The organism is Arthrobacter sp. NPDC056886, from assembly GCF_042788715.1.
Taxonomy (GTDB): domain Bacteria; phylum Actinomycetota; class Actinomycetes; order Actinomycetales; family Micrococcaceae; genus Arthrobacter.
Genome location: NZ_JBHUBT010000012.1, coordinates 36,622 through 63,300 on the forward strand (window position 1 = coordinate 36,622; position 26,679 = coordinate 63,300).

Below are 26,679 nucleotides of genomic sequence, written 5' to 3' on the forward strand. Positions count from 1 at the left end.
AGGAGAAAAACGTGAGCACAACACAGGCCAAGACCTACGATGTCGCGGTCATCGGGGCCGGAATTGTCGGATCGGCAATCGCGCGCAAACTGTCCGGGTACAACCTGACCGTTGCCATCGTCGATGCCCGCGAGGACGTCGGCGAAGGTACCAGCAAAGCCAACACCGCCATTCTGCACACCGGTTTCGACGCCAAGCCCGGAACCTTGGAATCGCGGATGGTCCACGAGGGATTCCATCTCTTGTCCGATTACGCCAAGGCCACCGGCATCCCTGTGGAGCACACCGGAGCCATCCTTGTCGCCTGGGACCAGGAACAGATCGACGCACTTCCGGCGCTGAAGGAGAAGGCCGAAAAGAACGGCTACGCCAAGACGGAGATCATCACTGCTGAGGACGTATACGCGGTTCTGCCTAATCTGGGCGAAGGAGTCCTCGGCGGGTTGAGCGTTCCGGATGAATCCATCATCTGCACCTGGACCACGAATCTGGCCTTGGCCACGGACGCCGTCCAGCGTGGTGCCGAAGTGTTGCTGCGTCGGCGCGTTACCGACATCGAACGGACCGATGGCGTCACGCAACTCTTGACGAGCATCGACCGCATCAGCGCCCGATGGGTCATCAACGCCGCCGGGCTCGGTGGCGACACCATCGATACGTTGTTCGGCTACGACCGTTTCCACCTCACCCCCCGCCGCGGTGAGCTCCTCGTTTATGACAAGCAGGCCCGCCCTCTCGTGGACAAGATCGTCCTGCCCGTCCCCACTGCCTTGGGTAAGGGCGTGCTGGTCAGTCCAACCATCTACGGCAACGTCATGCTGGGCCCAACCGCCGAGGACCTCAACGACCGTGAGGCAACGGGCACGTCCGAGAGCGGCTTCGCCTTCCTGCGCGGCAAGGGTGAACGCCTCATGCCGGCTCTTCTGGATGAAGAAATCACAGCCACGTACGCCGGGCTTCGAGCCGCCAGCGACTACCCCGACTACCTGATCGAAGTAGACACGGAACAGGAGTACGTTCTGGTGGGCGGCATTCGCTCCACCGGCCTCACCTCAGGCATTGCTGTCGCTGAATACGTCTATAGCCTGCTGAAGGAATCGGGCGCCATCGAGCTCGTCGAACGCACTGATCTTCCGGAACCGCCCCAGATGCCGAACATCGGAGAGGCTTTCCTACGTCCCTACCAGGACGCCGCCCGCATCGCTGCCGACGCCGCCTACGGCAAAATCGTCTGTTTCTGCGAACGAGTCACGGCCGGCGAAATCCGCGACACCTTCGCCACACCGATCCCGCCCACCACGATTGAAGGGCTTCGCCGACGTACGAGGGCGCATAACGGCCGCTGCCAGGGCTTCTTCTGTGGCGCCGAGGTCAAGGAAATGCTGGACACCAAGGGCAAGTCGGCTGGCTGTGCGCACGCCGCTTCCCACACACTGTCGGGGGTAAAGAAGTGACTAACGGCCAAGTGCTCACTCCTGCCGTCCTGATCATCGGCGCAGGACCATCCGGCCTGCGGGCCGCGGCCGAACTGGCACCCAAGGTCAAGGGCGAAGTGCTGGTCCTGGAAAGGGAAAGCGCTGCCGGCGGAATCCCCCGCCACAGTGACCACCCGGGCTATGGCATCCGGGATATGGGCAAGTTCATCAGCGGCCCCAAGTACGCCAAGATCCTCCTTGACCGTGCCACGGCGGCCGGCGCACGGATCGAAACCAACGCCATGGTCACGGACTGGGCGGGTCCACGATCAGTAAACGTCACCATGCCCGCCGGCCGTGTGCGCGTTGATGCGGACGTCGTCATTCTCGCCACCGGAGCCCGCGAACGACCCCGCCCTGCCCGCCTCATTCCGGGAGACCGCGGCCAAGGCACATACACAACGGGTCACCTGCAGAACATCGTGCACCTTAAACACGGCAAAGTAGGAAAGAGAGCGGTCATCGTCGGTGCCGAGCTCGTCAGCTGGTCCGCCGCCGTGACCCTGCAGCATGCCGGATGCAAAACCGTCCTCATGACCACTGAATATCCGAAGCCCGACGCGTACTCCTTCTTCAGCGGCCCCGGCAAGATCATGTTCGGAACCAAAGTCGCCACCCGCACAAGAATCACCAACATCTTCGGCAAACCCAACGTCCAGGGTGTGGAAATCGAGAACCTGGACACGAAGGAGCGCCAGGTAATCGAATGCGACACCGTCATCCTTACCGGTGACTGGATCCCCGACAATGAACTCGCCCGCGCCGCAGGTCTCGACATCGACACTGCCAGCAAAGCCCCCGTGGTGGACGCTTCGCTGCGCACCAGCGCACCCGGTGTTTTCGCCATCGGCAACATGCTCCACCCAGTAGACACTGCCGATGTGGCCGCCCTGGACGGTGCAGCCGTGGCCGACAACGTCGTAAAGTACCTCGCCGGTGAACGAGCCAAGGGCGTCGGGATCCGCCTCACGGCCGAAGCGCCTCTGCGCTGGATTGCCCCGTCAATGCTGCACCGCAACGATTCCGCCCCCCCACGCGGACGCCTCCTGCTCTGGAGCGACGAATACGTTCCTTTCCCTCAGGTGGAATTTCGCCAAAAAGGCAAAGTCATCGCCAGCAAGCGGCTCATGTGGCCCGCTGCGCCCGGCCGTGTATTCCGTGTTCCCTCAGATATGCTCCGCGGAATCGACTGGGAAGCCGGGCCCGTCAGCGTAGGCATTGCCCGCTAACCCAACAGACCCCACAGTAAAACCCTACGAAAGGCAGAAATGTCCCAGCGTCAAAACATCTCCTCCGGCTCATCCCGCGAGCCCGTACTCGGTTACTCCCGTGCAGTGCGGGTAGGAAACCAGGTCGTCGTCGCCGGCACTACCGCAGGATCGGCAGCCGGGGCTGTTGGCGGGAGCGATGCGGCGGCCCAGGCCCGCGAAATCTTCTTGCGCATTGAGAAGGCACTCACCGAAGCAGGCGGAGGCTTTGCCGACGTCATCCGCACCCGCATCTATCTGACCAATATCGCCGACTTCGACGCTGTTGGCGCCGTCCACGGCGAAATCTTCGGTGACATCCGTCCGGTGACCGCCGTCGTTGAAGTTGGAGCGCTGGCAGCCGAGGATCTTCTGGTCGAAATTGAAGCCGACGCTTTCCTCCAGTAATCCTTCGGAGGGAGACATTTCCCTCTTTGACCTGGACGGCGTGCTGATCAGAACGGACACTATGGCCGCTCTGATCAGCCGCCGTTTGCGGCAACGTCCCCTGCAGCTCCTGGCAGTACTCCCACTTTTCCTCGCAGCGCTGCTCACGCCTTCGGAGAACCATGCCCGCGCGCGGATCAATCGATGCCTCGTCTCCGTCGCCCTGCGCGGACTCAACCGGGACACCTACGACCAGCTGGCACGAAAGGTAGCTACAGCCCTTGCTTCAGGCCCAGCCGTTGTCCAGCAGGCAGTGAAAGAGTGCCGCCACGCCTCAGATGTGGGGGGAACCGCTGTAGTCACCGCCTCCGAGGAAGTGATAGCCCGTACGTATCTCGACGCCATCGGTCTTGCGGATGTTCCGCTCATCGCCTCAAGGCTGGAGTTCACGGGCCGAACTCCCCGCCTGAAGCCGCACAACGTAGGCGCAGCCAAACTTTCCGCCATCCGCGCCGCCGGCTTCAGCCTGGAGCAAGCCACCTTCTACACAGACTCGGCAAGTGACCTGCCGACCGCAAGGCAGGCCCGGCTTACCGTCATCGTGAACGCGGGACGGCGATCCACCACTCTGCTCACGGCGGGAGCACGACAGGTGATCTCCGTGACCTGGCGCTAGCCTCTAGATCGAAGGAACGTCAATGACTCACAATCCGCATCCCGACGGGTGGGCACCACTGCTGCGTCCGTGGACGGTTCAGACCGGTGACACCGTTCAGGTCCACCGCTGCGGCTCAGACATCCGCGAAGGTCGCGTTGAGACAGTCATGCCTTCGGGCAAAGGATTCTGGCTCGCGGCCGACGGCGCCGAGCTGCGGCAGTTCGTCGACACCCATGACGAGACCGTGGTTGTGTGGGGATGACCTGCTTCCCCTTATCGGATTTACCTGTCGGTGGTGTCCGTCGGGTCCTCTGGGCCACGGGAACGCTGCTGATGCTCGCTGCGCACACTGCACATCGGACTCCCACCTTCAGGCGTCGGTCGGTGCCTGAAGACTCCCGAAAGCCCTTCAACAGATGGCTCGAATCTCCTACACCGTATTCCCCTTGCCGATCTGTGCGGCGTGTATCCGCATCCCTAACTCCGGGCGGGACTCCCCCTTCATGCTTGGTCCACGGGGCTGGTAAGTCTGGATACGGGCCAACCGCATGCCTACTGGACGGTGGGATGCCCGAAACCTGAGAGCGCACAACCCCCAGAACCACAACGGTGAACGATTCGACATCGCGGCGCTGCAAGACATAAGAACACCCAAGGCGCTGGCCCTGGGTGTTCTTATGTCTGCCGTTAATCACGGGCAGACAGCAGGCGTAGTCGTCCGCTTAGCGGGCAGCTGTGCCTTCAACATAGTCGTCGTCGCTGTGGACCCAGGAGAATAGCCGGCGCAGCTCGCGGCCGGTGGCTTCGATCGGGTGGCCCTCTTCCTTCTTGCGCAGGGCCGCGAATTCCGGTGCTCCGGCGTCTTGGTCCTCGATGAACCGCTCGGCAAATGTTCCATCCTGGATGTCCGCCAGGACGGCCTTCATGTTTTCTTTCACGTCCGGCGTGATGACCCGTGGGCCGGAGACGTAATCGCCATACTCTGCCGTGTCCGAAACGCTCCAGCGCTGCTTGGCGATACCGCCTTCGACCATCAGGTCAACGATCAGTTTCACTTCGTGGAGTGTCTCAAAGTATGCGACCTCGGGCCGGTATCCGGCCTCGGTCAGTGTCTCGAAACCGTACTGCACCAAGTGGGATACGCCCCCACAGAGGAGCGCCTGCTCACCGAAGAGGTCGGTTTCGGTCTCTTCGGTGAAGGTCGTCTCGATGACACCCGCACGGGTGCCGCCGATGGCCTTGGCATAGGACAGGGCCAGTTCACGGGCTGTGCCGGTGGCATTCTGCTCAACGGCGACGAGGGCCGGTACGCCGCGGCCGGCCTCGAACTCGCGACGGACGATGTGTCCGGGGCCCTTCGGGGCAACGAGGGCGACGTCCACGTCAGCAGAGGCCTGGATGTAGCCATACCGGACGTTAAAGCCGTGGGCGAAGAACAAGGCGTCCCCTGCGTTCAGGTTCGGCGCAATTTCCTCGGTGTAAACGAACCTCTGGATCTGGTCCGGAGTCAGGACCATGATCAGGTCGGCTTCGGCGACTGCCTCGGACACAGAGAGAACCCTGAGGCCATCTTCCTCGGCTTTTGACTTTGACTTTGACCCCTCTTTAAGGCCTACGCGCACGTCAACACCTGAGTCCCGCAGGCTCAACGCGTGGGCGTGGCCTTGGGAGCCGTAACCGATAACTGCGACCTTTCGGCTTTGGATGATCGACAGGTCGGCGTCGTCGTCATAAAACAGTTCTGTCATTTCATTACTTTCTGATTGGTAAGGCTGGCTGCAGCAAGCGCAGCAGAAGGGCTTTCCGTCCGGTCGTTTCCGGGTCCGTGGTCCGTGTTTCGATCGTATTCACGGACGTAATCGATGCAGAATCCGATCACGCGGTCGATCCATACTTTTCCGGTGTCTGACGAAGCTTCACCGAAATCGCCAGTCACTCCGGACGGGCACACGTCCGAGAAGTCCCAGAAGATCTCCCCTGGCAATCCGTGGGGCGGGATGGAGGCCTGGATGTAACTGGCCGGCGTCCAGCCTTGGTAGGTCTTTAGTTCCGGAGTGGTGGCCTTTTCCATGTGCACTTCGTCCGGGAACATCGCCATCATGGCGGACAGCTCCGGCTCTGCACCGTGCCCGTACACCAGGTCGGGGTTCTCGTATGCGTCGCGCATGAGGGCGTAGCCGAGTCCCCAGGGGTACACCCGGCCAACCAAAATCCCGAATTTGTCCCGTAGTTCAAACGCGGCCGCTGCGGTTGCTCCGAGGTTTCCGCCATTACCGTCGACGAGGACGATGCGACGGAATCCGTGACGGACCAGCTCGGAGGCTACGGCGACGACCAGATCGGTGAGTAGCTGCTGAGGGAGGCTGATGGTTCCGGTGTATCCACGGAGATTGTGTGAATGCCCGTAGGGGATGGTTGGAGCGACAATGGCGCCTGTGGCTGACGAGATCGCTTTCGCTACGTGGTCGGCGACAAGTGCGTCCTCGTCGAGAGGCAGATGCGCTCCATGCTGCTCGATCGCACCGATCGGCAGCAGGACCACCGGATTCGCACGGACGGCTTCAGCTGCGTCGGTCCAGCTCATGGCGCCGAGCAGTCGCGCACCGGGTGTGGTCCGATCGGCGAAGAGGCGGCCTGCGGGGGCTGGGTACTCACTCATGCAGCGACCTCTCCACGACTGTGAACCGGCGATGCTGCAGGACCGGTACGATTTTGCGGATCTCGTCGACGCTTTCGTTGGAAACAGTCTGGGTGATCACTCCAGGCTGCGGCCCGGCGGAGCGCAGCACTACTCCGGAAGGGTCGATCACCGATGACTGACCGACGCACACCGGGCCGGTCTGCCCGGAGGCGATGACGTAGACCGTATTCTCAATGGCCCGGGACCGGAGCAGAGTCCACCAGTGGTCTTCCTTCATTGGTCCGGCGACCCAGGCGGCCGGCAGCGCGATCAGGCGGACGTCGGTATCGGCCAGTCGCCGCGCGGATTCCGGGAAGCGCAGGTCGTAGCAGGTCATAAGACCGACCTTGACGCCGTCCACATCGAACGTTGCTGCGTCGACGATGGGGCCAGGTTCCACGGAGTCTGATTCGCGGTAGCCGAAGGCGTCGTAGAGGTGGACTTTGCGGTAATGAGCGGCCACCTGGCCTGCGTCATCGACGGCCAGCAGAGTGTTGTGGACCTTGCTGGAACCTACGATCCGTTCGGTCATTCCGACGACAATCCAGATCTTGTGGGTTCGCGCTGTTTCGGTCACGAAGGACGCGAACTCGCCCTCCATGGATTCGGAGATCGGATAGAGATCGGTCGAGGAATCCGGATGGCTGTACATGGCGTTCTCGGGAAGCACCACGAGCCGTGCGCCCTCGGCGGCGGCCTGGGCAACCAGGGAGGCGATGATGGCCCTGTTGTCGTTCTTGTCCGGGGATGCGGCGAACTGTGCTGCGGCTATGCGGAGAGTCATTGCATGCCTTTCTGTAAGGGGGGCTTGATGGCGCGCGGGCTAGTGGAGAACGCGGCGCAGGCCCATGATGCGTTCGATGACGACGACGATGATGAGGCTGAAAGCGATCAGCAACGTTGACACGGCCGCCAGCTGGGGGTCCGTACGCGTCTGGACGTAGTCGAACATGGCGATCGGCAGCGTGCGTACGCGGCTTGAGACGAGGAACAGGCTGACCACGGCTTCGTCGAAAGCGAGGAGGAACGCCAGCACGACACCTGACAGGACGCCGGGGAAGATCAACGGCAGTGTTACGGTCCGGAATACCGCCCAGGGTCGCGCTCCGAGTGTCTGCGCCGCTTCCTCGCATCTGGCATCCATGGTGGTCAGGCTGAGCAGGGTGGTGCGGATGACGTAGGGGATAACCAAGCCGGCGTTGGCAAGGATCAGGCCCTGGTATGTGCCCTTGAGTCCCATGGGGCTAAAGACGAGCAGCAGTCCAAGACCGACCACGATGGCCGGGACGAGCAGTGGGGCCAGGAAGAAGCTTTCGACGGCCGCCTTGCCGCGGAACCGGCCCCTGGCAATTGCCAGGGCGGCAGGGATGGCGACAGCGGCTGCCAGGAGAGCGGCGCCTCCAGCCACGATCAGGCTGACCTGGAAGGCCCCCATGAAATCGCGGTTTGCGAAGAGCGTCGCATACCATTTGAAACTCCAGCCGGTAGGCGGGAACCTCAGGATGTTGTCTGCCGAGAACGAGATGATCACCGTGATCAGGATCGGTGCGAGCAGGTACAGGTAGATCAGTGCTACGCCGCCTCGGACTGACCACCGGGTAAGAGGATTCTTGGACATCAGTTTCGGTTCCAGTCCAGCCGGGCCATGAGGCGCTGATAGCCGACGAGGACTCCAGCGAACAGGGCGATGAGTATGAAGGAAATAGCCGAGGCTAGGGGCCAGTTGAGCGATTGGACGGCTTGATCGTAAATTTCGGTGGCGAGCAGGAAGACCCGTCCACCGCCGACGAGTGCCGGGGTGACGAAGGAACTGATAGTCAGCACGAACACGAGCAGGCATCCGGTGAGGATGCCAGGCAGGGTCAGCGGAATTACCACCCGGAAGAATGTCCGGAGCCCGTTGCCGCCCAGGGTCGCCGACGCCTCAAGCACTGCATCGTTGAGCCGTGAGGAACCCGTGGCGACCGTGAGGATCATGTACGGCATCAGGATCTCGATCAGGGAAATCGTGACGCCGAGTTCGTTGTTGGCGAGTTTCAAGGGTTCGGAGATCAAGCCGATGGACAGCAGAGCCTGGTTGATGATTCCCCGGTCGCCCAGGATCACCATCCATCCGAAGGTGCGGACGACGGCGCTGGTGAGCAGCGGTGCCAGGGCAAGGACCAACAGGATGCTTTTCCACTTGGACTGGGTCCGCAACAGGAACAGCGCCAGCGGGTAGCCCAGGAGAAATGCGCCTGCTGTAACGGCGAGGCCGAGCAGCAATGTTCGGCCGATCAGTTCAAGATTGAAGGCGCTTTCGAAGAACGTCGCGTATGAGTCGAAACTGAGTCCCTCCTGGATTGCCCCACCGGCGAGGCCGGTGTTGAACGACATTCTCAGGAGCCAGGCGAGCGGGATTCCAAAAACGATGCCCAGCAGCACAAGCCCGGGAACCAGCTTCACTTGTGAGGTCCAGTCCCTGCGCTGCTTCTTGGCGCCGACGGGGGGTGCTTCCGGAGGCGCCTCCTGCTTGAAGGCCAGATTAGTCGACACGGCTGTCCACCAGCCCCAGGGCGTCTGCCAGAACACGGTTGGCGATCGTGACGTCCGGCAACGGAACGCCCTCATCGAGCGCGCGCAGGAGCTGGCCTTCGTTGGCGTCGGATTCAAGCGCTGTGTCGATCAGTGCGGTGGCGTCGCTGGTGGAGATCGCCAGCACACCGTTGTCGTCTGCCAGGATGATGTCCCCCGCGGATATCGCGACGTCGCCGATGACGACAGGAACGTTGATTCCACCTTGGGCGAGGCCCAGGAGTTTGGTCGTCAAAAGGCTCGTTCCCCGGGCGAAGACCGGGATGCCGATGCGGGCAACCTCATTGACGTCTGTCATCACGCCATCAATGATGATCGCGGAAGCACCTGCCACGTTGGCTGCGTAGGCGACCACTTCACCCACGGGGGCATGGCGTCGGTCTCCACCCGTGGAAACGACAAGGACGTCTCCAGCCTCGAGCAAAGCAACCGCGCGGTGCATCAACGCGGAATCAATACCCGGAATCTGGACCGTAACTGCACGGCCGAGGATCTTGCTGCCGGGCAAGTGGGAACGGATTCCCGAGTCTACGAATCCTCGTTCGTGAAAGTGGCCAAGCGTCGGGTAGCTGACCCGGGCGAGCTTTTCCTGGAGCTCCCTGTTGATCTGAGGTCCATTCGGTTTTTCGATGATTGTCATATGGAGGTCCTTAAGCCTTGAAGATAACGGCGGGGCAGTTAGGCCGCGATGAAATGTACACAGTCGGTTGAAGCGCCTACGGCGGCTTCTGACCCCACGGCGAGTGCCGGGGCTCCGTCGGCGAACATCTGCACCTTGAGAATGTTCTTTCCCGCCTCGACTTCGTACTGAATGGTGTCACCGAGGTACACCGAGGATCGGATCCGCGCCGGGATGTCACCATCGCGCGCGACGGATCGCACCTGCAGCTGGTGGGGACGGATCATTGCGGTTGCTCCGTTCAGCTGCGTCCCCGAAACGCGGGGCACAGCGAGGCGGCCGGCACCCGGCAGTTCGATCATGCTTGCAGAACCGGCGCGGACGAACGTGGCGCCCTCAACCAGGTTCGCCTGGCCCACGAATTCAGCCACGAATCGGGTTGCGGGCCGTTCGTAAATATCACTCGGGGTGCCGAACTGTTCCAGGGTTCCCTCAGACATGACCGCGATCTTGTCGGCCATTGTCAGCGCCTCCCCCTGGTCGTGGGTGACAAAGACGGAGGTGATGCCCATACGCTGCTGTATTCCGCGGATTTCGTTGCGCATGACATCGCGCAGCTTGGCGTCAAGGTTGGACAGCGGCTCGTCCATGAGGAACAGCTGGGGGTTGATCACGATGGCCCGGGCCAGTGCGACGCGCTGCTGCTGGCCGCCCGAAAGTGCGGTGATACGCCGGTCAGCCAGATGGCCCAACCTGACCAATTCGAGAGCTTCCAGGACCTTGGTCGTGATCTCGGCCTTGGGCACGCGGCGCATCTGCAGGCCGTAGGCAACGTTGGATTTGACGTCCAAGTGGGGGAACAGCGCGTAGCTTTGGAACACCATGCCGACGGAGCGTTTGTAGACCGGGGCGTGCGTGATGTCCTTGCCGGCCACCTTAACTGTGCCAGCCGTGGGGTCGATCAGGCCGGCGATCATCCGCAGCGTGGTGGTCTTGCCGCATCCCGACGGTCCCAGCAAAGCCAGGAACTCGCCTTCGTCAACGCTGAGGGAAACGCTGTCCACTGCCGGCGCGGTCCCCTCCTTGTACCGTTTGGTAAGGGAATCTATTTGAAGATAGCCGGACGTGCTTGGCATTTACTTCGCACCCACTACTTCTGTCTTGAGGCGCGTTGCCCAAGTGTCCCGCTGGGAAACCATGACGTCCCAGTTCGGTGCGATAATCCGGTCCGCCTTGGCGGGATCGGCCACAGGAATTTTTGCCAGGATGTCGCTTGGCAGCTCGGCCTTGGTATTGGTCGGTGCGTAGGACATGTGCTTGGAAAATTCAGCCTGCGCCTCAGCGCTCAGAGCGTAATTGATGAACGCCTGCGCTGCCTTGGGGTTGGGGGAATTCTTTACGAGGTTCAGCGTGTTGATCTGCAGGATGGTCCCTTCGGAGGGAAGAACCGCCTTCATGGCCCCGTTCGACCCGTCAGCAAAGAGCTGCGCCCGGGCGTTCCATCCGACACCAAAGTTGGCGTCGCCGCTCTGGACCATCGTGTACGGGTCAGGCTGGGGATTCCATGTCTGCACGCGCGGGGCCAACTGTGCGAGCTTCGCGATGCCCTTGTCCACCGACTGCGTGTAGTCGCCGCCTTCCATCTTCGTGGTGATGACGGTCAGGCCGACCGTGCTCGTCAGGTCAGGCGGCCCAATGATGGCCGTCTTGCCGTCAGCTGCGGGATCGTCCCAGAGGGCCTTCCACGAGTCGGGAGCCTTGGAAACGGCCTTCGTGTTGTACATGAGGGCAACACTGTCGAATGTCACACCGGCGCCCATGTCGCCGTTAACGCGTGCTTTGGGATCCAGATCGGCGAGATTGGGGACGGCAGCGGGGTCGAGGGACTGGAAGATGCCCTCGCTGTTGGCTGTGCGGGCCACCGCGAAGTCCAGAAGGGAGACGTCTACGCTCGGGTTTGCCTTCTCGGCCCGCAACGAGGCGAGCGATTCAGCGCTGGTACGGGCCTGGACGAAGGAAACCTTCACGTCCGGGAACTTCTGTTGGAAGGGCTCCACCACGGACTTCACGTAGTTGTCCTGGAAAACACCGGGGTAGATGCTGAACACCAGATCACCGGTGACTGCATCTCCGGTTGTGGACTGGGCGACGGAGGGTCCCCCGCAGGCCGTGACGGCCATGACAGGCAGGGCGAGAAGCGCCGTGCCAATGAGACGCCATTTGCTCTTGATCAATTCATGCTCCTGGGGATAAGTGATGCGAAGGTGACCAGTCTTGCCCGAAAGCGTGGACTTTTGTGGTTCTTATTCTGAAGCTGTGGATACCTGTGTGTCAAGGGTTACAGAGGCGGGTGACGCCGAGCACGGCAAAATGGGTCCGCGGAAGAGCCTGCGGTCTAGTGATTGTTTGACCTTTCTCCGCTGAATACCGCCGGATATTAGGCGCGTGGTCATCGTCAGCCGTTGCTGCCAACGGCTGATCTGGGGCTCGAACCGTGATCTTCTGCCTTGCGAGTCCACTCATCGGCGGACATACTGATTGACATGAACCCACGAAAAACCTCAGAAACGGGCACCGATGCTCGTAGCTGAGAGACAGCGACAGATCGTGCTACAGGTCCGTGGCAACGGAGTGGTCAGTACCGAAGACCTAGCCCTGAGCCTTGCGGTCTCCCACGAAACGATTCGGAGGGACCTTGCCCTGCTCGAACAGCGCGGGTTCCTCTCCCGGGTTCACGGCGGTGCAACGACTCCCCTGCCATTACCTCCCGGTGAAGAACCGTCCTTCGCCGAACGAACCAATGTGGCCAGCCTCGCGAAGGAACGGATCGGAAAGGCTGCCGCAGCGCTCCTCAAACCCGGCCAATTCATCGTCCTGGATGTCGGAACGACGGCGCTAAGTGTGGCAAGGGCGATACCGCTCGATTTTCGAGGCACTGTGGCAACAAGTTCCTTGCTCGTAGCCATCGAGCTCTCCAACCACCCAAATCTGGTGGTCCATGTCGCCGGTGGAAGGCTCCGCGGTGGGGACATGGCGTTGTCCAATTCGAACGCCCAAAACTTCTTCAGAGACTTGCACCCAGACATCGCTTTTCTGGGCTCAGGTGGAATCGATGCCGCCGCCGGCCTCACAGACTTCTATCTGGAAGAGGCTTCGGCGCGGAAGGTGATCGTTCAGAACTCGGCCGTGTCCTACGTCCTGGCCGACTCCTCGAAGTTTGGCAAGGTTGCGCGTCACCGGGTAGCTGGAATCCAGGATCTGGCAGGCCTGATCACAGACTCGGAACCACCAGCAGACCTACGTGAGGCCCTTGAGCAGAGCAACGGCGTCGTCATCGTTGCATAGGAGGCTAAACAATCCGCTTGGTGCATCCGGTCAATCGCCTTAGGCCGACATATGATCCGCTATTGGCGGCATTCGACTTACAGAGCCTGGAAGGCACCGAGCCACGTATCGGTCAAGACGATTCCAAGACGTTGATGATCGTGGTGAGTCCGGCGTTCAGGAGGAGCCAAAACTACGGTCGCGACTCCTTTCAAGGTCCCGCTGACGGCCCTGACCAGCGTCATGATCTCGGACTCTCTGTTGTCGTCGTCGAGCACCCACAGCCGACTTTTTTGGACTTTGTATTGCGGTCGGCCCACCGATCATCCAGACTGACTGCAGATCCGCAGGAGATTGCTTCCGCCGATCCAGCCGCCGATATTACGGCCGGCCCCGCCCCATCAGAAAATGCCGGGCAACCCCTCTGGAACCACCGCTTCCCGCCTCGCCGGCTGTGCCCGACCCCGGAAGCCGTGCCCACTGAGAGCCCCGGCACATCCGCCGAGAAAGAGACCATGATGATCAAGCGCCACTCGGACGTCGTCCTGGAAGTCACCGCCCACGACCCGGACACCGTCGAGAACGACCTGAACGCCGCCGTAGAGATCGCCCGCGAACACGCCATGAAGGGACGCCGACACGGCGTCCTCGTTACCCAGCACGGTTACACCAGCTACACCGTCGTCGTAAGCCGCGATGTCCCCTACGGGCAGACCCACGAACGGCGCGAAGAGCCGGCGACTCACGGATAGAAACGGGTTCGGCCCCGGCATCTGGAGCGGGGTGGTCCTAGCCTTCGCACTCGACGCAGTATGAGTGGCCGTTCTTTTCCCGCGCGAGCTGGGACCGATGCCGGACCAGGAAACAGGAGTAGCACTTGAACTCGTCCTCGGCCTGGGGAATCACCTGGACGATGAGTTCCTCGGCGACGAATTCCCCGCCGGGGGTCATGGTGTCGTCCAGTGCGTCGGATTCGTCCAGCTCACGGACGACGCTGTTGGCATCCGGGGCATTGGCGGATTGCAGCGCCTCCAAGGAGCGGTCCTGTGATTCCTTGACGTCGGAACGTACTTCGTCGTAATCGGTTGCCACCGGGGTCATTCTCTTTTCTGGCGTTCTTAGCTGACGGGAACGCAACGCATGCAAGGGTCCCGGTTTTCCCGTGCGGCGGGGACTGGCAGGCCACATGGGGCCCGACAACTCGTCCTAGCGCAGTCCCGGGAGTCCTAATCGTCTTGCGCCGCCGCGGTCCCGGGTTCGGCCCATTCCAGCGCTGCGACGATGTGCCCTTCGTTGGGAAGTGCCTGTTGCTCGGCCGGGGGAAGGTTGTCGTAGGTGTAGGCGGCGACCGCCATGGGCGAGGTGGAGCGTCCTAGGCTGTACCGGACGCTGCGGTCGTTCTTGGTGCCGCAGATGAGGATTCCGATGGTTTCGTTATGGTGCTGACGCCGGAGCACGTCATCGACGAGTGCGACGTAGAAGTTGAGCTTGCCGGCGTACTCTGGCTGGAACTTGCCAGTCTTCAGCTCAACGACTACGTACCGGGAGTGCTCGATGTGGAAGAAAAGAAGATCCACGTAGAAGTCGTCACCGTCGACGTCGAAGTGGACCTGCCGGCCCACGAAGGAGAACCCGGGGCCGAGTTCGCGGAGGGTCTCGGTAATCCTACTGGTCAAGGCGTTCTCGAGGTCGCGTTCGGCGACTTCCCCGGACAGGCCCAGGAACTCGAAATTGTAGGGGTCTTTGGCAATCTGCTGGGCCAGTTCCGAATCCGGTGCAACGAGCTGCTGCTTAAAGTTCGACGGTGCCGCCCCGGTGCGTTCCAGGGTCTTGTTCATAATCATGTTCAGGAGCACATTCCGAGACCAGCCGTACTCCACGGCGGCCGCGGCGTACCAGTCCCGTGCCTCCGGCTCCAGCCGTTTGTCCAGAATGGTGCGGATGTGGCCCCAGGGCAAATGTCCCACAGGCTGTGGGACATTTGCATCGAACGCGGGCCAGGCCTCCGCGAAGCTGCGCATGTACTGCAGATTGGACCGTGACAGACCCGTCATGTCAGGGAACTCGGCCCCCAGGTCCTCCGCCAGCCTGCCGATGACCCCGCTCCCCCAGCCATCGATGGCCTGGCGTTCCAGAATCGTTCGTCCGATGGACCAGTACAGCTCGATCAGCTGGGTGTTGACGGTCCGCAGCGCCGTCGTGCGTGCGGCCCGCACCCGGTCCTTGAGCTCGCCGAGAAGATCGGTGTATCCGGTGGGGAGGGCAAGGTCGCGCGGTTCGGTCATGGGCTCCATCCTAAAGAGCGGCCGCAGGGTGCCGGGACCACTGCGGGTCTAGTCGCCGAAGATTCCAGCCTCCGGTATGACGTGGGGCAGTGCTCCCTTCTCCGCCAGTGGTGTCTTGTGGCCGTCGTAGGCGCATTTCTTGAAGGGCCCTTCTTTGTCCATGAGGACGCGCATGTGCGGGTCTGCGTGGTTCAGCCACCAGGTGCTGATCCCGAGGGCTGGCTCCAGGCGGAGGTGTTCCCAGGCCCGCCAGATGGCTTCCATGCGGATCAGGGCTTCGGGGTGTTTGTACCATTCGGGGCACCAGGCGAAGGTTGCGCCTTCGTTGACTTCCCGGGCGTAGGACTGGGCCAGGAGCTCGGCGAAGAACTCCACTGCGCTCGAGTACACCAGCTCGGGTTCAGGTTCGTCGTGGCTGTGGCCGCTCGGTGCGGGCTGGGCCTCTTCGTCGCCGAATGCGTCCCCGAACTCCGCACTCACGATGGGTCACCGTCCGTCCATGGGTTGTGCGCGGGGACGGCCACCGTCTCGCGACGTACTTTCTCCGGGGTGGCGAGGGAGTCTTTGACCTTTTGGGCGTGGGGGCCGTTCATCCACGGGATGGTTTCGATCATGGTGGCCGGGGCGCCGGAGGCGAGCAGGATGGCCCGGAACCTCGGCAGTGCCGTCAGGTCGGCGACGGACAGGATCTCGTCTTTATTCTCCTGCCGGGAGGATGAGGACCCTGTCTTGCTGTGGCTGCGGGAGACGTTGATGTAGCTGTACTGGCCGATGAGGCGGGAGAGCTCATCGAGGTAGCCGACTTCGGAGACGCCGCCGCCGTATATTTTCACGTTGGACGCGGACCAGAGTTTCCGCATGCCTTCCAGGGACCAGACCTCCACGCCCTGGGACCAGGACTGCAGGATGGTCATGAGGATGATGCCGCGGGAGCCGTAGTGGCTGTACTGATCCGGCAGCGCCTTCCAGCGGCAGACGTTCGCGGCCTCGTCGAGGATCCCGAGCAGCGGGGTGGCGAGCCGTCCGCCGGGCTGGGAGGTGGCGTACTTTTCGGCCGCTTCGACGACGGCGACGGTCAGGGCGGTGACGAGGGGCCCGGCGGTGCCGGCGCCTTCGCGGGAGAGGCTGTAGAGCGTGCCTTTGCCGCGCACGAAGTCCTCGGGGACGAACTGCGGCCGCGGGTCGGTGTCCACGGTCGTGTCCCGCAGCGGGGTGACCCATTGGCTGACCTCGCGGTCGGTCAGGCAGGAGACCATTTGCCGGGCGGTGCCGTAGACACCGGCCCGCTGCTTTTCCGGTTCGCGGATGTGGCCCATCACCATGTCCGAGAGCAGGTCATAGCCGGCGGTCCTCAGCAGTTCTGCGGGGGCCTCGTCGTGCGGGCGGGTCAGCCAGGTGTAGACCTGCGTGACCGGGGCGGAGTCGAGTGAGGCGGCGAGCAGGAAGGCTTTGAGCAGGTTCTGCCCTGCCGGGTCGAAGTAGGCATCGGGTTTGGTCCCGGGTTCCCGGGAGCCGTTGGCGAAGTGTTGTGCCAGGTTCCCGGCCGTGGCTTCGTTCTTCACGTAGGAGAGCGGGTTCCACCACCAGGTGGACTCTTCTTCCGCGACGGCCTGCGGATCAAAGACCCACACGGGGCCGGCCTCAGCCCGGATCGGGCGCGTGACATCCACGATGTCGCGCTTGTTCGATGTGGCGATCACCGCGCCGGGTGCGTCCAGGATTGCCGGGACGGCGTAGGAGGTGGTCTTCATGGTTCGGGGACCGGCGATGAGGATCAGCATGTCCTCCCAGGAGGCCCAGAGCGGGCGTTTCCCGGCGACGCTGCGGCCCAGCCGCACGCCTGTGGAGTTTTCTACGCCGAGACGCACGGCGGTGGCGGTGGCGCCTTTGGTGCCCAGGTGATCGAGATCTTTGCCGCGGCCCATGTGGACGGCGGCCTTATCCACTCGGGTGCGCTTGTGCGCCATTCTGGAGTGGGCCACCAGCACTGTCACCGTCAGGGCAATCAATATTCCGAGAAGCACCCAGGCGACGATGGTGGACTGGACAGGCCAGGGCACCCGGCCCTTGACCAGCCCGGCCACCAGATCAATCGGGTGGGCAGGGGGTGCGGCAAGTCCGGCCATCCAGGATCCAAGATGTGCCGAGACCCAGCTGCCGCCCCCAATGACGATAGCTGAGCCGATGGCCAGCCAGATCCCCAGCCCGTCACCGAACCCTGTGCCTTTACGGTTCGGAGCACTCACGCCGCACCCTCTTCCCGGACCGGAGCACTCACGCCGCACCCTCTTCCCGGACCGGAGCGGCCGCTTCGGCCAGGGACTCTGCCGGGGCGTGCCAGCGCTTGTTGGTGTCATTCAGGGACGCCTCGATGGAGGTGAGGCCGATCTGGACGGGGATGCCGGGGCGGCCGCCGACCTTGATCAGGAACTTCCCGCGTCCGGGAGGTTCGACGTCGCCGCCGCGGGAGTCCCAGGCCGGCGGGTCCTGCCAGGAGATGAGCTTCTGCTGCTCCTGCCGCGAGAGCGGGATCGCCGCGGTCAGCAGCGGCATCTCGGCGGCGGGGAGTCCACCGCAGATGACCATGCCGGAGCGTTCCACGAAGCCACGGGCCTTCATCCGGTCCTCGTCTGCAGGGAGCGCCAGCAGGTCGGACATGGTGTGGGAAATCATGACCTGCCCGACGCCGACAGAGCGGTTGAGGCGGGTCAGGGCGTCCACCCGGTCCACCATGCCCTTGCCGGCGCGCAGTGCCCGCCAGAGCTCGTCCAGGACGACGAAGTAGTTCCGCCGCGGTTCCAGCCCGGCGTCGGCGAGGGCGTTGGCGACGTTAACGGTGCCGAAGCCGTAGGACCAGCACGCCAGCAGAACGGCGGCCTGCAGGTCCGTTTCGGTCTCATCAATGCTGGAGACATCGAAGACGACGGCCCGGTCACGGCGCATCGGGTTGGTCGTGTGCCGGGAGAAGATTTCCCCGAGCTTCCCGCCCCCGGTCAGGCCCAGCAGGGTTGCTTCCAGTGCCCGGGTTTCCTGCAGATAGACGGCCATATCCCCGCGGTCCAGCGCGACCTGGCGCAGCTCGTCCGGGGCGGCGGTGATGACGTCGAGCAGGTCTTTCAGGACCGGAACACCGTCGAAAGTGTCGTCCAGGACGCGCAGGGCGCGGTTCAGGATGGTCTGTTCCTGATCCGTGGGCGGGTTGTTCCGGCTGATCGTGATGAGGGAAACGACCATGTTCAGGCGCCGGCCGTGGGCGTCGGCCCGGACCCGTACGGCCGCTTCATGGTGGCCGCGCTCCTCGAGGAGCTGGGCGACCTCAATGGCCTGGCCCGGGTCGAGGATGTTCAGATATCCCCGGCCGCGGCCGAGTTCGATGACCTGCCCGCCGATGGCGCTAATGGCGTCCACGTGTTCGCCCTTCAGGTCCCCGAGGACGAGCGGGTGGACGCCCTGGCCGGAGAGGCCCAGCATCATGCGGCGCACGAGCGTGGACTTCCCCAGACCGGGTTTGCCGAGGATGAACGCGGAGGGGTTGGAAATCAGGTGGGCGCGCTGGAACCAGCTGATCGGGTCACAGCAGACGGTGGCCTGGGTTTCCTCGTGCCGGCCCAGCGGGACGCCGACCATGGGCGAGGACGTACCCGAGGAAAACGGCCACAGCCCGCAGACCTGCACCGTGGTCCCCCGGTATTCACGCACCGCCGGGACCAGGGCCGCGGCCCCTCCCCCGCGGCCGCCCCAGCCGCGGGACCCGGGGACACGCAGCCGGGTCGGACGACCGGTGGCTGCGCGGCGGTCACGGGTTTCGGATTCCACACCATCAAGGAGCGGATTCTTCCTCTTCCGTCGAAAGAGCTTCTGCATTACAGGGCCTCCCTGAATTCGGTGGGCAGCAGGATGTGTTTGGGCAGGACGAGCCCGAGCGGCAGGGATGCGGCGAATGCGGTGTCCTGGGATCCGTAGGCCCGGCGCAGCAGCACCCGGGCCGTGCCGGAGGTTTGTTCTACGGCGGCGACCGCGTCGGCGAGCCGGGCGGGGTCGGTGACGGTGGCGGTGACGACCATGCCGAAGTTCACCAGACCGGCGCCCTGGGCTTCCTCCTGAGCGGTCTGCGCAGCGGAGCGGGCATCGACCAGGGCACGGGCGCTGGGCCGGCCCCCGGAAGTGATGCGGGCGTTGGCGTTGTTCTGGTCCCGTTCGACCACGGCGGCGGCCCGGGCCGAATCCAGCGGACGGTAGAGCAGAGAGACGCGCTTGCGGTCGATGTCCCCGTGCGGGGCCAGCAGCCGGGACAGAACGGAGGAGTTCACCGACCCGCGCGGGGCTCCGGTCATGGTCCAGGAGGCAGAGAATGCGCCATCGTGCCGGTAATCATCCCAGCTCGCCTGCGTCGCAGAGGGACCGACCTCGCCCCAGGTGAGGGCGACCGGGGACCCGGCGGCGTGGGCTTCATCAATGATCAACGCCGCGGGCGGGTCGTAAGCGGTCCGGACGACCTCGCAGAGTTCCTGCGCGGACATCGGCCGGGCGATCCCGGCGCCGGTGGCCTGCAGCCGGGCACCGAGCCCGGGGATCCGGGAGGCCAGGTCCCGGGCGACATCTTCGGGTTCACGCTTCCGCGACCCGGAACGCAGCGCGGCGGTAAAGGTCAGGGACACCCACGCCCGCACGGTGGCCGAGCCTTCCGGGTACGTGCGGACAACCTCGCGGAGGATCGCCTTCGCGGCGTCGGGCGCGTCGGGGTGAATGTTCATTTCGACTTCATTGCGCAGCCGGTAACCGGAATCCGGGGCGGTCTCCACGGTCACGGCCGCAGCTTCCAAACCGGCTTCGTCGCCGAGGCCGGCGATCCAGCCGCCCCAGTTCGCTACCCACGCGTCGACCTGTTCCGGATCCACCAGGGACGCACCATCTGGTTCGGTGGAGAAGACCACGGTGAAGTGGTTCGTGGTGGGGACATGGAGCATGGCGAACGGGCGGTTGTAGGAGTCATTGAACTCATACAGCCGGGACTTCGCGGCAAGGCCGGGAAGCTGGAACATCCCCCACCCGGTGACCCCGAGCGGACCGGAACGGTAAAGGTTGGTCCCGGACGAACGGGCGAGACGGAAGTTCATCCGCGTCGCGAACCGGTCCACGATGGACTGCCCGTGCTTGTCCTTGACCGTCAGCAGCAGCACGAGCAAGCCCGCGACGGCAAGGACACTCAGGCCCGGCAGCAGACCAAGAAACGCGAAGGTGATAATGCCGGCCAGCAGACCGGTCATGACGATGCCGGTGCCGATCGCGCCCAGACTTCCCAGCCCGGCGGAACGGGGAACGCGCCAATTGCCGTAGGACGGTTCCTTGTATTCGATATTAATTGCTGCCACTGGGGCCCTCCATCGATCCTGATTGGCCGGTTGAATCCTGCGCGGTTTGTTGTGCGGCCTGAGACACCTTTAACGCTGCTTGTGCTCCGGCGGCGACGGCGAGTCCGGCCGGGCCGGCGGCTTTCGCCGCTCCCGACGCGGCCCCTGCACCGGCGGTGCCCGCGCCTGCCCCTGCGACTGAGCCTGAGGTGCCTGCCCCGGCGGTAGCGGCGCTTCCGGTGGTGCCCTTGCCGGGCGCCCCTCCGGGGCCCGTTGAGCCAGGGGTGGGTTTGCCGTTGCCGCCGTTACTGCCGCCGGCGCCCCTGCTGCCCTGGGCGCTGGCGCTCTGGCCGGGCTGGCTGGCCGGTGTCGGCGATGCGTTGCCGCGTCCACTGCCGGAACGGCCCATAGAGACAGCACCGGTGGCCATGGCCCCCACCGCCGCTCCTGCTCCCCCGCCGGAACCGGAGGCGACAGCTCCCACCATCGGGGTGACGAAGCGCATTAGCGCCGGCAGTGCCAGCAGCGCGACAATCATGAGGGCGAACCCGGTAATGGATCCGAGCAGGACGTTGCCGCCAGAGGATCCCATGAGCTTGAAGGCCACGGCGTAGACGACCGCCGCGGCGGGCTTGTAGAGAATGAAGGCGATGGTCCAGCCGATGGCTTTCTGGAACCACTGGCGTCCCATCTCGGTGTTGGTGAACGCAGCCGTGGTCGGCAGGATGCCGGCCAGGATCACCAGCATGCCGCCGCGGACGATCATGAGGACGATCTGCACCATCGAGGCAAGCAAACCCACCAGGCCCAGGATGATCAGAATGAAGACCCCGACCCCGGTCTGGTTCGTCATCACCAGGATGGCCATCGCGTGGGCGAAGCCCTTGCCGTCGGTTGCCCGGTCAATGATCGAGGCCGAGAACGCATCGGCCGCGATCACCAGAATAGAAATCACCGCCAGCCCGAGGCCGGACACCAGCGTGAGGGTCAGCAGGGACCGGAGCAGGTCTTTCAACGGCGCCCCGCGCTGCTCCCAGATCATCCGGGTGCCCCCAAGGATGACCGACAAAACCGCCAAAGCCAGTGTCCAGTAGCCCAGTTCCGAGTTGACGAACCCGACCACAGGACTGGGGGTGAGCCCGTCCTGGGATGCGAGGTTGGCCGTGGGCATGGACACCCAGAAAGTGGAGAGCGTGGTCACCATCTGGCTCATGCCCTCCAGGATCGACTTCGACAGATTCGTTATGGCGTCATTGACCGCGCCGGAGGCGATGTTGCCCGCCACGCACGTCATGTCCCCCAAGCTGCATTCAGCCATGTCAGACGCCTGACCAGAGGATGAAACCGCTCAGATCACTGAGCTGGGCGACGCTATTGAATACTTGACCATCATCAGAGGCCTTGACCTTCCAGTCTCCGGCTATCCAGCGAAGCGAAAGGACAGAATGCGCCAGCGCACCGTTCGGGAGCTTGATAGCCAGATCGACATCTGCCTCAGCCGGGCTGTAGGACTTGAGCAGGAAGCCGCTGACCTGAGCGGTCTCACTGCTCCCCGCAGTCGATGTCCGCGTCTTGGCCGCCTTAATAGCCGCGTCGCGTCCGGGACCCGGCACCAGAATCTTTTCGGCGAGCTTGATCTCATCCTGCGTCCCGGACGAGCCAAGGGCGATCATGTTGGCGGCCGCGTAGAGCGCGCCGGTGGGGGAATCCGCGAAGCAGGAGCGGAACCCATCTCCATCTGTCACGCCCGGGCCGAAGGTCTTGGGGTCCGTGGGGGCTGCCATTTTGCCGACGAGTTCCCACTTGGACTTCGGTGCTGCGCCCAGAGCTGTCTCCGTGCTTGAGGGCAGCCCGCAAACACTCTTTGCCGCCGCGTCGGCTGACTTTGTTGGCGCCGAGGAGGCACCGGCCGCCGATGAGGCCGGGGTGGGCTGGACGGTGTTGTCTGCCTTGGGGAGGAAGAAGATCACGACGACGGCTGCGAATAGTGCAAGGACCAGGACGGCCGAGAAGATGAATCCGGGCTTGGCGAACGGGCTGCGTTCGGTACTGCTGTGGGTGGATTCGCTCATGATGAACCTCTCCGGTAGTTGCGGGTTTAGACGAAGGCGCGGACGATGCCGGAGGCGCCGGTGATGATGATGCAGCCGGCCAGAACCCAGCCGAGCTTGCCGATGGACTCGCCGCCTTCGCCGCGGCGGAGCTGGATGACCATGCCGATGCCGACGATGATGACGCCCAGGACGCCGAGGACCAGCCCGATGCCGGAGGCCCAGTTCAGGACAGTCAGTAGGCCCTTGGCCTGCTCCGGGACGACCGGGGTGGGGTTGGGGATGACGCTTCCGTCAAGTACAGCGAAGGGGTTCATGGTGAGACCTTTCAGTTGGTGGTGCTTGGTGTGGTGTCGGTAGCCAGGGCGGTTAAGTCAGAGATGAAGCGTTGGTAGTCGCGGGCCGGTGGCGGGGTGGTCGAGTCGCCGTGCCGCCACGCTTCCACCCAGGGAAGGGTCCAGTACCGTGGCGCCCCTCCGCCGACAATGGCGGCGAAGTCACGCAAGGGTTTGGGAGTCTTGCCCGGTGCGTCCGCGAGGACGGCGAGGCCGAGCAGATCAACCTCCGGTGCCGCGCCGGATGCCCACTGCGTCAGGGCGCTCCGGGCGGCTGTCAGCCCGCGCATGTCTGCACGGCAGGCCAGCAGCACCCGGGGCTTGCTGCCGTCCTGGCGGACAGGCCAGCAGTGACCGGTCGCCCGCGCCCCGCCGATGAGGTCAGCGATGCGGCTTTCACCGGATCCACCGTGGGCGCCGGTGACCCACAGCGCTGCAGAGCCTGAGACGGTGTGGCGGGCCAGACGGTCTGCGGCGTCAGGTTCGACCATTCCCCTCAGCGGTGCACTGATCACGGCCGCCTGCGGCACGTGCGCTTCCGGTGCTGCGGTGTCCGCGCCGTCGGCCGGAGTCGGGTGGGTGATCCAGGGGTTCAGGGACTGTTGCACGATTTCCTCCTTTCAAAGTCCGTTGGTGAGTAGTTTTAGAACCCGGCGGCGACGGAAGCCGCGGCCGCGAGCCACGCCCGCTGGGTTGCGGGCTGGAGGGCTTCATAGCGGATGGGTCCGTTGACCAGGGCCGGATCGTATGGAATCCGGACGACCGCCCGGACGAAGGGGGCAAAGCCGTCAGCGATCCGCTGGGCCTCGTCCTTGGCCCGCTTCAGGGACTCCCCGCTCATGCTGCGCTTGGCGTCGGTGGATTCCGAGACGATCACGACGGCGTTGCGAGCCAGCTCCGCGTCGTGCCCGCCCCGGGATTCCAGTGTCTGCAGCGTCAGCCGTGCAGCCTCTGCACGGTCCTCGACGGCGGTGACGGGGACGACCAGCTGGTTGGTGTGATCGATCATCCGCCGCCAGTTCGCAGCCCGGGCGGTATTGCCCGAATCCATGACCACAAGCCGGTAATAGCGGGTGAGGACCTGGTGTGCGATGTCGACTTCCTCGGCGGTGACTTCATGGTCGCCTTCCTCGTTTTCATCCGAGCGCAGAACGTCGAACTTGTCGGCGGTCTGGTGGTGGACGAACTTGGCGATTTCGGCCGCGTTCGTGGACGGGGAGAGCAGTTCGGTGGAGGCATCGATCAGGTCCAGGACGCTCCGATCGTGGGAGCCGTTTTCCGTCCGCCAGCCGAGGGTGCCCTGGGATTCGTTGTTGTCCCACGCGACCGTGGCCGCGCCGCTGTAACGGGCGAGGATGGCCGAGAGCATCACCACGGTGGGGGTCTTGTTAGCCCCGCCCTTGCGGTTGACGACGGCGATGGTCCGGGGGCCGGGCCAGTGCTGGCTGACCGTACGGATGTCCTCGCGTTCGGCCATCTCCCCGGCCGAGGGATCCATCCGAAGCCCCAGCCGGGTCAGGGTTCCGCGCCAGCCCTGCGTGGCCGGCTCCAGCACCGGGGCGCTGACCAGGAAGGAGGTTTCTTTCAGGCTCCGGCGGGTCGGGGCTTCCTCCACTGCCGGTGCCGTTGCGGTGACGGGCGTCATCGTCGTTCCTGTCGTTGCTGTGGTGTTGGCCGTGTCGGTCTGTGGCTGGGCCGGTTCGACCGGGAGCGTTTCGATGACGGCCGCCGCCACGGGCGCTGCGGTGGTTGTAGGTGCCGCTGCCCGGCGCTGCGCGGGTTTGGGGGTGTAGGTCACGGATTCCTTGCTGCCGTCGGGGCTGACGATGAGTTCGCCGTGGCCTTCGGAGTCATCAATGGCCACCCGGACGGCCCGGTTCAGCGTCTTCGCTTCCCCAACCACGAGGGCCAGGGCGTTTTCGCGGAGCTGCTGCAGGGACCCTGCGGGTGCCACGGTGCGGGAGTTCCCGGCCACCACGACGTCGGCGGTGCCGTTGTCACGGACGATGGCCCGGATCCTGGGGAAAGCCAGTACCTCTGTCGGATTGAGACCCATGAGCTTCTTCCTTTTCTCGAGCGGGATGGTTTGGGTTAGCGGTCAGCGGGAGGCGTCAGCCGGTTGACCTTCCAGGTGGAGTCTTTGGTGGTGCGCAGCACCTGGACTGTGTAGGGGCCGATATCGGTGGGGACCGTGACGGTGACGCCGTAGCCGTTGGATTCATCCACGGCCAGCGTCGCCGGCCCGGTCACCCGGGAGACGGGAATGTTGGCCGGGTCCACCATGGAGTAGTCGGCAGTCGCCTGCGGGGTGAGCCAGCGGGCAAAGTCATTCGCCCACAAGGCAGCGTCGGTGCCAGGGCGGGCGTAGTCGGCCATGGCCCGGGTCGCGACCGCGGCCGCCTCGGTCTTACTCTCCTCATCCCAGGCAATGCCTGACGTGGGCGGGACGGTCCCTCCCGGTGCCTGGGACCTGCCCCCGGTACTCAGGGAGGGAGCCACCGAAGTCACTGCGGGGGACGTGGGGACGGGCTGGCGTTCCGGACCGCCGCCGGTGGACGGCGGGGCGCACGCCGTGCACAGGAGCACGGCGGCCAGGGCTGTCAGGGTACGTTTCACTTCTTCTCCTCTGAGCCGGGCACGTATAGGAACGCGCTGGGCACATGGTTGTCCACGGTGCGGGTGTAGTACTTGTGGTCCTCCGGGGCCGGGTTGCCGTTGTAGCCCTCTTCCAGATAGGTACCGTCGGCGTTGACGGCCTTCACCACGGCGACGTGGCCATAGGTGGGGTCCGCTCCCCCGGCGCCCGGTGCGTACCAGACGACCGCACCGGCACGGGGGGCGGAGCCTGTGGGCCAGCCGCGAGCGTTCCAGCCGTCCCGCCAGGACAGTGCCGAGCCGAGGTTGCTGCCGTCGGGGCGGAAGGTGCTGTTGAGGATCTTGTACGGGGCCCTGGTACTGCCAAGCTGCTGGTTGACCCGCCACAAGGCGAAGTCCACGCACTCCCGGTTGAACATCCCCAGAGCGCTCGGCTGGTAGATGGCGGCCGTGGCCCACGGCAGGTCATCTCCCGCGCCGGACGAACCGGGAATCGCACAGTTGGTGCCGCTGAGGGAGAACGGCGCGTCCGAGAGGGCCTGGACGATCTTGACGGCCGGGTCCCAGTAACGCTGGTAGTGATACGGGTCCGCGTTGCGCTGGACGCGGTTGGCAGCGATCGTCGGGTCCAGCAGCTCCCAGCCCTCGACCTTCTGCAGGGCCCTGACGAAGTTGGACGCGCTGATGGACGGGTTCATGCGGTCCGCGTAGGAACCCCAGGCGCCGTTATCCCGCTGCTGGAACAGCCCTCTGGAATCCGGCCCGGCGCCGTCGCCGATGTCCAGCACCCGGAGGCCGGACTCCCCCAGGGCCACCATCACGCTGATCATCTGACCCTTGGTCGAAAGGTCCTGGGTCTTGCCAGCATTCAGGATGGCTGCAGCGTTCTTCAGCTGCTCCGTTGAGTACCCGTCGACCTTGGTATCGGCGCTGATCGAGAGAGAAACCGCGGGGCTGCAATCGGCCGCTGACGGTGGCGACCCGAAGAGCAGAATCATCGACAGGACCAGACTCAACAAGATCGCCGGCACAAGGACTACCCCACCGATCAGTAGTCCCTTCGGTTTCATGCGGACCACAGGGTCAGACCGCTACCAA

Annotated in this window: 28 protein-coding genes; 7 read left to right on the forward strand and 21 right to left on the reverse strand. The window is 64.1% G+C overall.

The genetic code is table 11. The annotated features are described in order from the left end of the window. The first annotated feature begins 11 nt into the window (after positions 1-11). From ACFRJ8_RS19310 to ACFRJ8_RS19330, 5 genes are read left to right on the forward strand one after another with little or no spacing between them, the layout of a single operon-like run. On the forward strand, positions 12-1,454 hold the full coding sequence (locus ACFRJ8_RS19310) for an NAD(P)/FAD-dependent oxidoreductase (protein ID WP_377987990.1): 1,443 nt from the start codon (positions 12-14) through the stop codon (positions 1,452-1,454). After that, the gene (locus ACFRJ8_RS19315; RefSeq protein ID WP_377987991.1) at positions 1,451-2,704 is read left to right on the forward strand and encodes an NAD(P)/FAD-dependent oxidoreductase; all 1,254 of its coding nucleotides are present in this window, start codon (positions 1,451-1,453) and stop codon (positions 2,702-2,704) included. The genes ACFRJ8_RS19310 and ACFRJ8_RS19315 overlap by 4 nt, the downstream gene beginning before the upstream one ends. A gap of 39 nt (positions 2,705-2,743) precedes the next feature. Beyond that, a complete protein-coding gene (locus ACFRJ8_RS19320; protein ID WP_377987992.1) occupies positions 2,744-3,130 on the forward strand; it encodes a RidA family protein in 387 nt (128 codons plus the stop codon). Beyond that, complete coding sequence (locus tag ACFRJ8_RS19325) at positions 3,105-3,785, forward strand: HAD family hydrolase (RefSeq protein ID WP_377987993.1); 681 nt, start codon at positions 3,105-3,107, stop codon at positions 3,783-3,785. The genes ACFRJ8_RS19320 and ACFRJ8_RS19325 overlap by 26 nt, the downstream gene beginning before the upstream one ends. 22 nt (positions 3,786-3,807) lie before the next feature. Beyond that, positions 3,808-4,029 carry a hypothetical protein gene (locus tag ACFRJ8_RS19330; protein ID WP_377987994.1) on the forward strand — a complete coding sequence of 74 codons (222 nt, stop codon included), beginning with the start codon at positions 3,808-3,810 and terminating at the stop codon, positions 4,027-4,029. 460 nt (positions 4,030-4,489) lie between these two features. Here ACFRJ8_RS19330 and ilvC read toward each other — a convergent pair whose 3' ends face one another. The 8 genes from ilvC to ACFRJ8_RS19370 form a co-directional block, all read right to left on the reverse strand. Next, on the reverse strand, positions 4,490-5,515 hold the full coding sequence (gene ilvC / locus ACFRJ8_RS19335; RefSeq protein WP_377987995.1) for a ketol-acid reductoisomerase: 1,026 nt from the start codon (positions 5,513-5,515) through the stop codon (positions 4,490-4,492). Beyond that, positions 5,512-6,351, reverse strand: coding sequence for a creatininase family protein (locus ACFRJ8_RS19340; protein ID WP_377987996.1), 840 nt, complete (start codon positions 6,349-6,351; stop codon positions 5,512-5,514). The genes ilvC and ACFRJ8_RS19340 overlap by 4 nt, the downstream gene beginning before the upstream one ends. Positions 6,352-6,418: 67 nt before the next feature. Beyond that, positions 6,419-7,231 carry a carbon-nitrogen hydrolase family protein gene (locus tag ACFRJ8_RS19345; RefSeq protein WP_377987997.1) on the reverse strand — a complete coding sequence of 271 codons (813 nt, stop codon included), beginning with the start codon at positions 7,229-7,231 and terminating at the stop codon, positions 6,419-6,421. 39 nt (positions 7,232-7,270) lie between these two features. Further along, complete coding sequence (locus ACFRJ8_RS19350) at positions 7,271-8,065, reverse strand: ABC transporter permease (RefSeq protein ID WP_377987998.1); 795 nt, start codon at positions 8,063-8,065, stop codon at positions 7,271-7,273. After that, complete coding sequence (locus tag ACFRJ8_RS19355; RefSeq protein ID WP_377987999.1) at positions 8,065-8,982, reverse strand: ABC transporter permease; 918 nt, start codon at positions 8,980-8,982, stop codon at positions 8,065-8,067. The genes ACFRJ8_RS19350 and ACFRJ8_RS19355 overlap by 1 nt, the downstream gene beginning before the upstream one ends. Next, positions 8,972-9,661, reverse strand: coding sequence for an RraA family protein (locus ACFRJ8_RS19360; RefSeq protein ID WP_377988000.1), 690 nt, complete (start codon positions 9,659-9,661; stop codon positions 8,972-8,974). Before ACFRJ8_RS19360 ends, ACFRJ8_RS19355 begins: the two co-directional genes overlap by 11 nt. A gap of 38 nt (positions 9,662-9,699) precedes the next feature. Beyond that, the gene (locus tag ACFRJ8_RS19365; RefSeq protein WP_377988001.1) at positions 9,700-10,776 is read right to left on the reverse strand and encodes an ABC transporter ATP-binding protein; all 1,077 of its coding nucleotides are present in this window, start codon (positions 10,774-10,776) and stop codon (positions 9,700-9,702) included. Beyond that, positions 10,777-11,874: an ABC transporter substrate-binding protein gene (locus ACFRJ8_RS19370; RefSeq protein ID WP_377988002.1), complete on the reverse strand. Its 1,098-nt coding sequence runs from the start codon at positions 11,872-11,874 to the stop codon at positions 10,777-10,779. Between the two features lie 343 nt (positions 11,875-12,217). On the opposite strand from ACFRJ8_RS19370, the gene ACFRJ8_RS19375 reads away from it, so the two are divergent. Together ACFRJ8_RS19375 and ACFRJ8_RS19380 are read left to right on the forward strand one after the other, a co-directional pair. After that, the gene (locus tag ACFRJ8_RS19375) at positions 12,218-12,985 is read left to right on the forward strand and encodes a DeoR/GlpR family DNA-binding transcription regulator (RefSeq protein WP_377988003.1); all 768 of its coding nucleotides are present in this window, start codon (positions 12,218-12,220) and stop codon (positions 12,983-12,985) included. Between the two features lie 494 nt (positions 12,986-13,479). Beyond that, entirely contained in the window at positions 13,480-13,716 is a 237-nt protein-coding gene (locus ACFRJ8_RS19380; RefSeq protein ID WP_377988004.1) for a hypothetical protein, read from the forward strand. 37 nt (positions 13,717-13,753) lie between these two features. On the opposite strand, the gene ACFRJ8_RS19385 is transcribed toward ACFRJ8_RS19380, so the two are convergent. The 13 genes from ACFRJ8_RS19385 to ACFRJ8_RS19445 all read right to left on the reverse strand — a co-directional run bounded on the left by ACFRJ8_RS19385 (position 13,754) and on the right by ACFRJ8_RS19445 (position 26,651). Continuing rightward, entirely contained in the window at positions 13,754-14,056 is a 303-nt protein-coding gene (locus ACFRJ8_RS19385; protein WP_377988005.1) for a DUF4193 domain-containing protein, read from the reverse strand. Between the two features lie 134 nt (positions 14,057-14,190). After that, positions 14,191-15,249 carry a YhcG family protein gene (locus ACFRJ8_RS19390; RefSeq protein WP_377988006.1) on the reverse strand — a complete coding sequence of 353 codons (1,059 nt, stop codon included), beginning with the start codon at positions 15,247-15,249 and terminating at the stop codon, positions 14,191-14,193. Positions 15,250-15,297: 48 nt separating this feature from the next. Continuing rightward, complete coding sequence (locus ACFRJ8_RS19395) at positions 15,298-15,729, reverse strand: DUF4913 domain-containing protein (protein WP_377988007.1); 432 nt, start codon at positions 15,727-15,729, stop codon at positions 15,298-15,300. Further along, positions 15,726-17,495 (reverse strand): type IV secretory system conjugative DNA transfer family protein, encoded by a 1,770-nt coding sequence (locus ACFRJ8_RS19400; protein WP_377988008.1) that lies wholly within the window; start codon positions 17,493-17,495, stop codon positions 15,726-15,728. Before ACFRJ8_RS19400 ends, ACFRJ8_RS19395 begins: the two co-directional genes overlap by 4 nt. 28 nt (positions 17,496-17,523) lie before the next feature. Further along, entirely contained in the window at positions 17,524-19,113 is a 1,590-nt protein-coding gene (locus ACFRJ8_RS19405; protein ID WP_377988009.1) for a helicase HerA domain-containing protein, read from the reverse strand. Continuing rightward, positions 19,113-20,621: an SCO6880 family protein gene (locus tag ACFRJ8_RS19410; RefSeq protein WP_377988010.1), complete on the reverse strand. Its 1,509-nt coding sequence runs from the start codon at positions 20,619-20,621 to the stop codon at positions 19,113-19,115. The genes ACFRJ8_RS19405 and ACFRJ8_RS19410 overlap by 1 nt, the downstream gene beginning before the upstream one ends. Continuing rightward, positions 20,608-21,918, reverse strand: a complete 1,311-nt coding sequence (locus tag ACFRJ8_RS19415; protein ID WP_377988011.1) for a hypothetical protein — start codon at positions 21,916-21,918, stop codon at positions 20,608-20,610. Before ACFRJ8_RS19415 ends, ACFRJ8_RS19410 begins: the two co-directional genes overlap by 14 nt. Before the next feature lies 1 nt (position 21,919). Further along, a complete protein-coding gene (locus ACFRJ8_RS19420; protein WP_377988012.1) occupies positions 21,920-22,672 on the reverse strand; it encodes a hypothetical protein in 753 nt (250 codons plus the stop codon). A 26-nt stretch (positions 22,673-22,698) separates the two neighbouring features. Continuing rightward, entirely contained in the window at positions 22,699-22,968 is a 270-nt protein-coding gene (locus ACFRJ8_RS19425) for a TrbC/VirB2 family protein (protein WP_091254934.1), read from the reverse strand. Positions 22,969-22,979: 11 nt separating this feature from the next. Continuing rightward, positions 22,980-23,594 carry a DUF6668 family protein gene (locus tag ACFRJ8_RS19430; RefSeq protein WP_377988013.1) on the reverse strand — a complete coding sequence of 205 codons (615 nt, stop codon included), beginning with the start codon at positions 23,592-23,594 and terminating at the stop codon, positions 22,980-22,982. Positions 23,595-23,629: 35 nt separating this feature from the next. Next, positions 23,630-25,042: a chromosome partitioning protein ParA gene (locus ACFRJ8_RS19435; protein ID WP_377988014.1), complete on the reverse strand. Its 1,413-nt coding sequence runs from the start codon at positions 25,040-25,042 to the stop codon at positions 23,630-23,632. A gap of 35 nt (positions 25,043-25,077) precedes the next feature. Next, the gene (locus tag ACFRJ8_RS19440; RefSeq protein WP_377988015.1) at positions 25,078-25,602 is read right to left on the reverse strand and encodes a hypothetical protein; all 525 of its coding nucleotides are present in this window, start codon (positions 25,600-25,602) and stop codon (positions 25,078-25,080) included. Continuing rightward, the gene (locus ACFRJ8_RS19445) at positions 25,599-26,651 is read right to left on the reverse strand and encodes a CHAP domain-containing protein (RefSeq protein WP_377988016.1); all 1,053 of its coding nucleotides are present in this window, start codon (positions 26,649-26,651) and stop codon (positions 25,599-25,601) included. Before ACFRJ8_RS19445 ends, ACFRJ8_RS19440 begins: the two co-directional genes overlap by 4 nt. Between the last annotated feature and the right edge of the window lie 28 nt (positions 26,652-26,679).

Coding starts and splice junctions, on each gene's coding strand:
- ACFRJ8_RS19320 (WP_377987992.1), top strand. CDS start 2,744: ATGTCCCAGCGTCAAAACATCTCCTCCGGCTCATCCCGCGAGCCCGTA.
- ACFRJ8_RS19330 (WP_377987994.1), top strand. CDS start 3,808: ATGACTCACAATCCGCATCCCGACGGGTGGGCACCACTGCTGCGTCCG.
- ilvC (WP_377987995.1), bottom strand. CDS start 5,515: ATGACAGAACTGTTTTATGACGACGACGCCGACCTGTCGATCATCCAA.
- ACFRJ8_RS19340 (WP_377987996.1), bottom strand. CDS start 6,351: ATGAGCTGGACCGACGCAGCTGAAGCCGTCCGTGCGAATCCGGTGGTC.
- ACFRJ8_RS19345 (WP_377987997.1), bottom strand. CDS start 7,231: ATGACTCTCCGCATAGCCGCAGCACAGTTCGCCGCATCCCCGGACAAG.
- ACFRJ8_RS19350 (WP_377987998.1), bottom strand. CDS start 8,065: ATGTCCAAGAATCCTCTTACCCGGTGGTCAGTCCGAGGCGGCGTAGCA.
- ACFRJ8_RS19360 (WP_377988000.1), bottom strand. CDS start 9,661: ATGACAATCATCGAAAAACCGAATGGACCTCAGATCAACAGGGAGCTC.
- ACFRJ8_RS19365 (WP_377988001.1), bottom strand. CDS start 10,776: ATGCCAAGCACGTCCGGCTATCTTCAAATAGATTCCCTTACCAAACGG.
- ACFRJ8_RS19375 (WP_377988003.1), top strand. CDS start 12,218: ATGCTCGTAGCTGAGAGACAGCGACAGATCGTGCTACAGGTCCGTGGC.
- ACFRJ8_RS19380 (WP_377988004.1), top strand. CDS start 13,480: ATGATGATCAAGCGCCACTCGGACGTCGTCCTGGAAGTCACCGCCCAC.
- ACFRJ8_RS19390 (WP_377988006.1), bottom strand. CDS start 15,249: ATGACCGAACCGCGCGACCTTGCCCTCCCCACCGGATACACCGATCTT.
- ACFRJ8_RS19405 (WP_377988009.1), bottom strand. CDS start 19,113: ATGCAGAAGCTCTTTCGACGGAAGAGGAAGAATCCGCTCCTTGATGGT.
- ACFRJ8_RS19415 (WP_377988011.1), bottom strand. CDS start 21,918: ATGGCTGAATGCAGCTTGGGGGACATGACGTGCGTGGCGGGCAACATC.
- ACFRJ8_RS19420 (WP_377988012.1), bottom strand. CDS start 22,672: ATGAGCGAATCCACCCACAGCAGTACCGAACGCAGCCCGTTCGCCAAG.
- ACFRJ8_RS19425 (WP_091254934.1), bottom strand. CDS start 22,968: ATGAACCCCTTCGCTGTACTTGACGGAAGCGTCATCCCCAACCCCACC.
- ACFRJ8_RS19435 (WP_377988014.1), bottom strand. CDS start 25,042: ATGGGTCTCAATCCGACAGAGGTACTGGCTTTCCCCAGGATCCGGGCC.
- ACFRJ8_RS19445 (WP_377988016.1), bottom strand. CDS start 26,651: ATGAAACCGAAGGGACTACTGATCGGTGGGGTAGTCCTTGTGCCGGCG.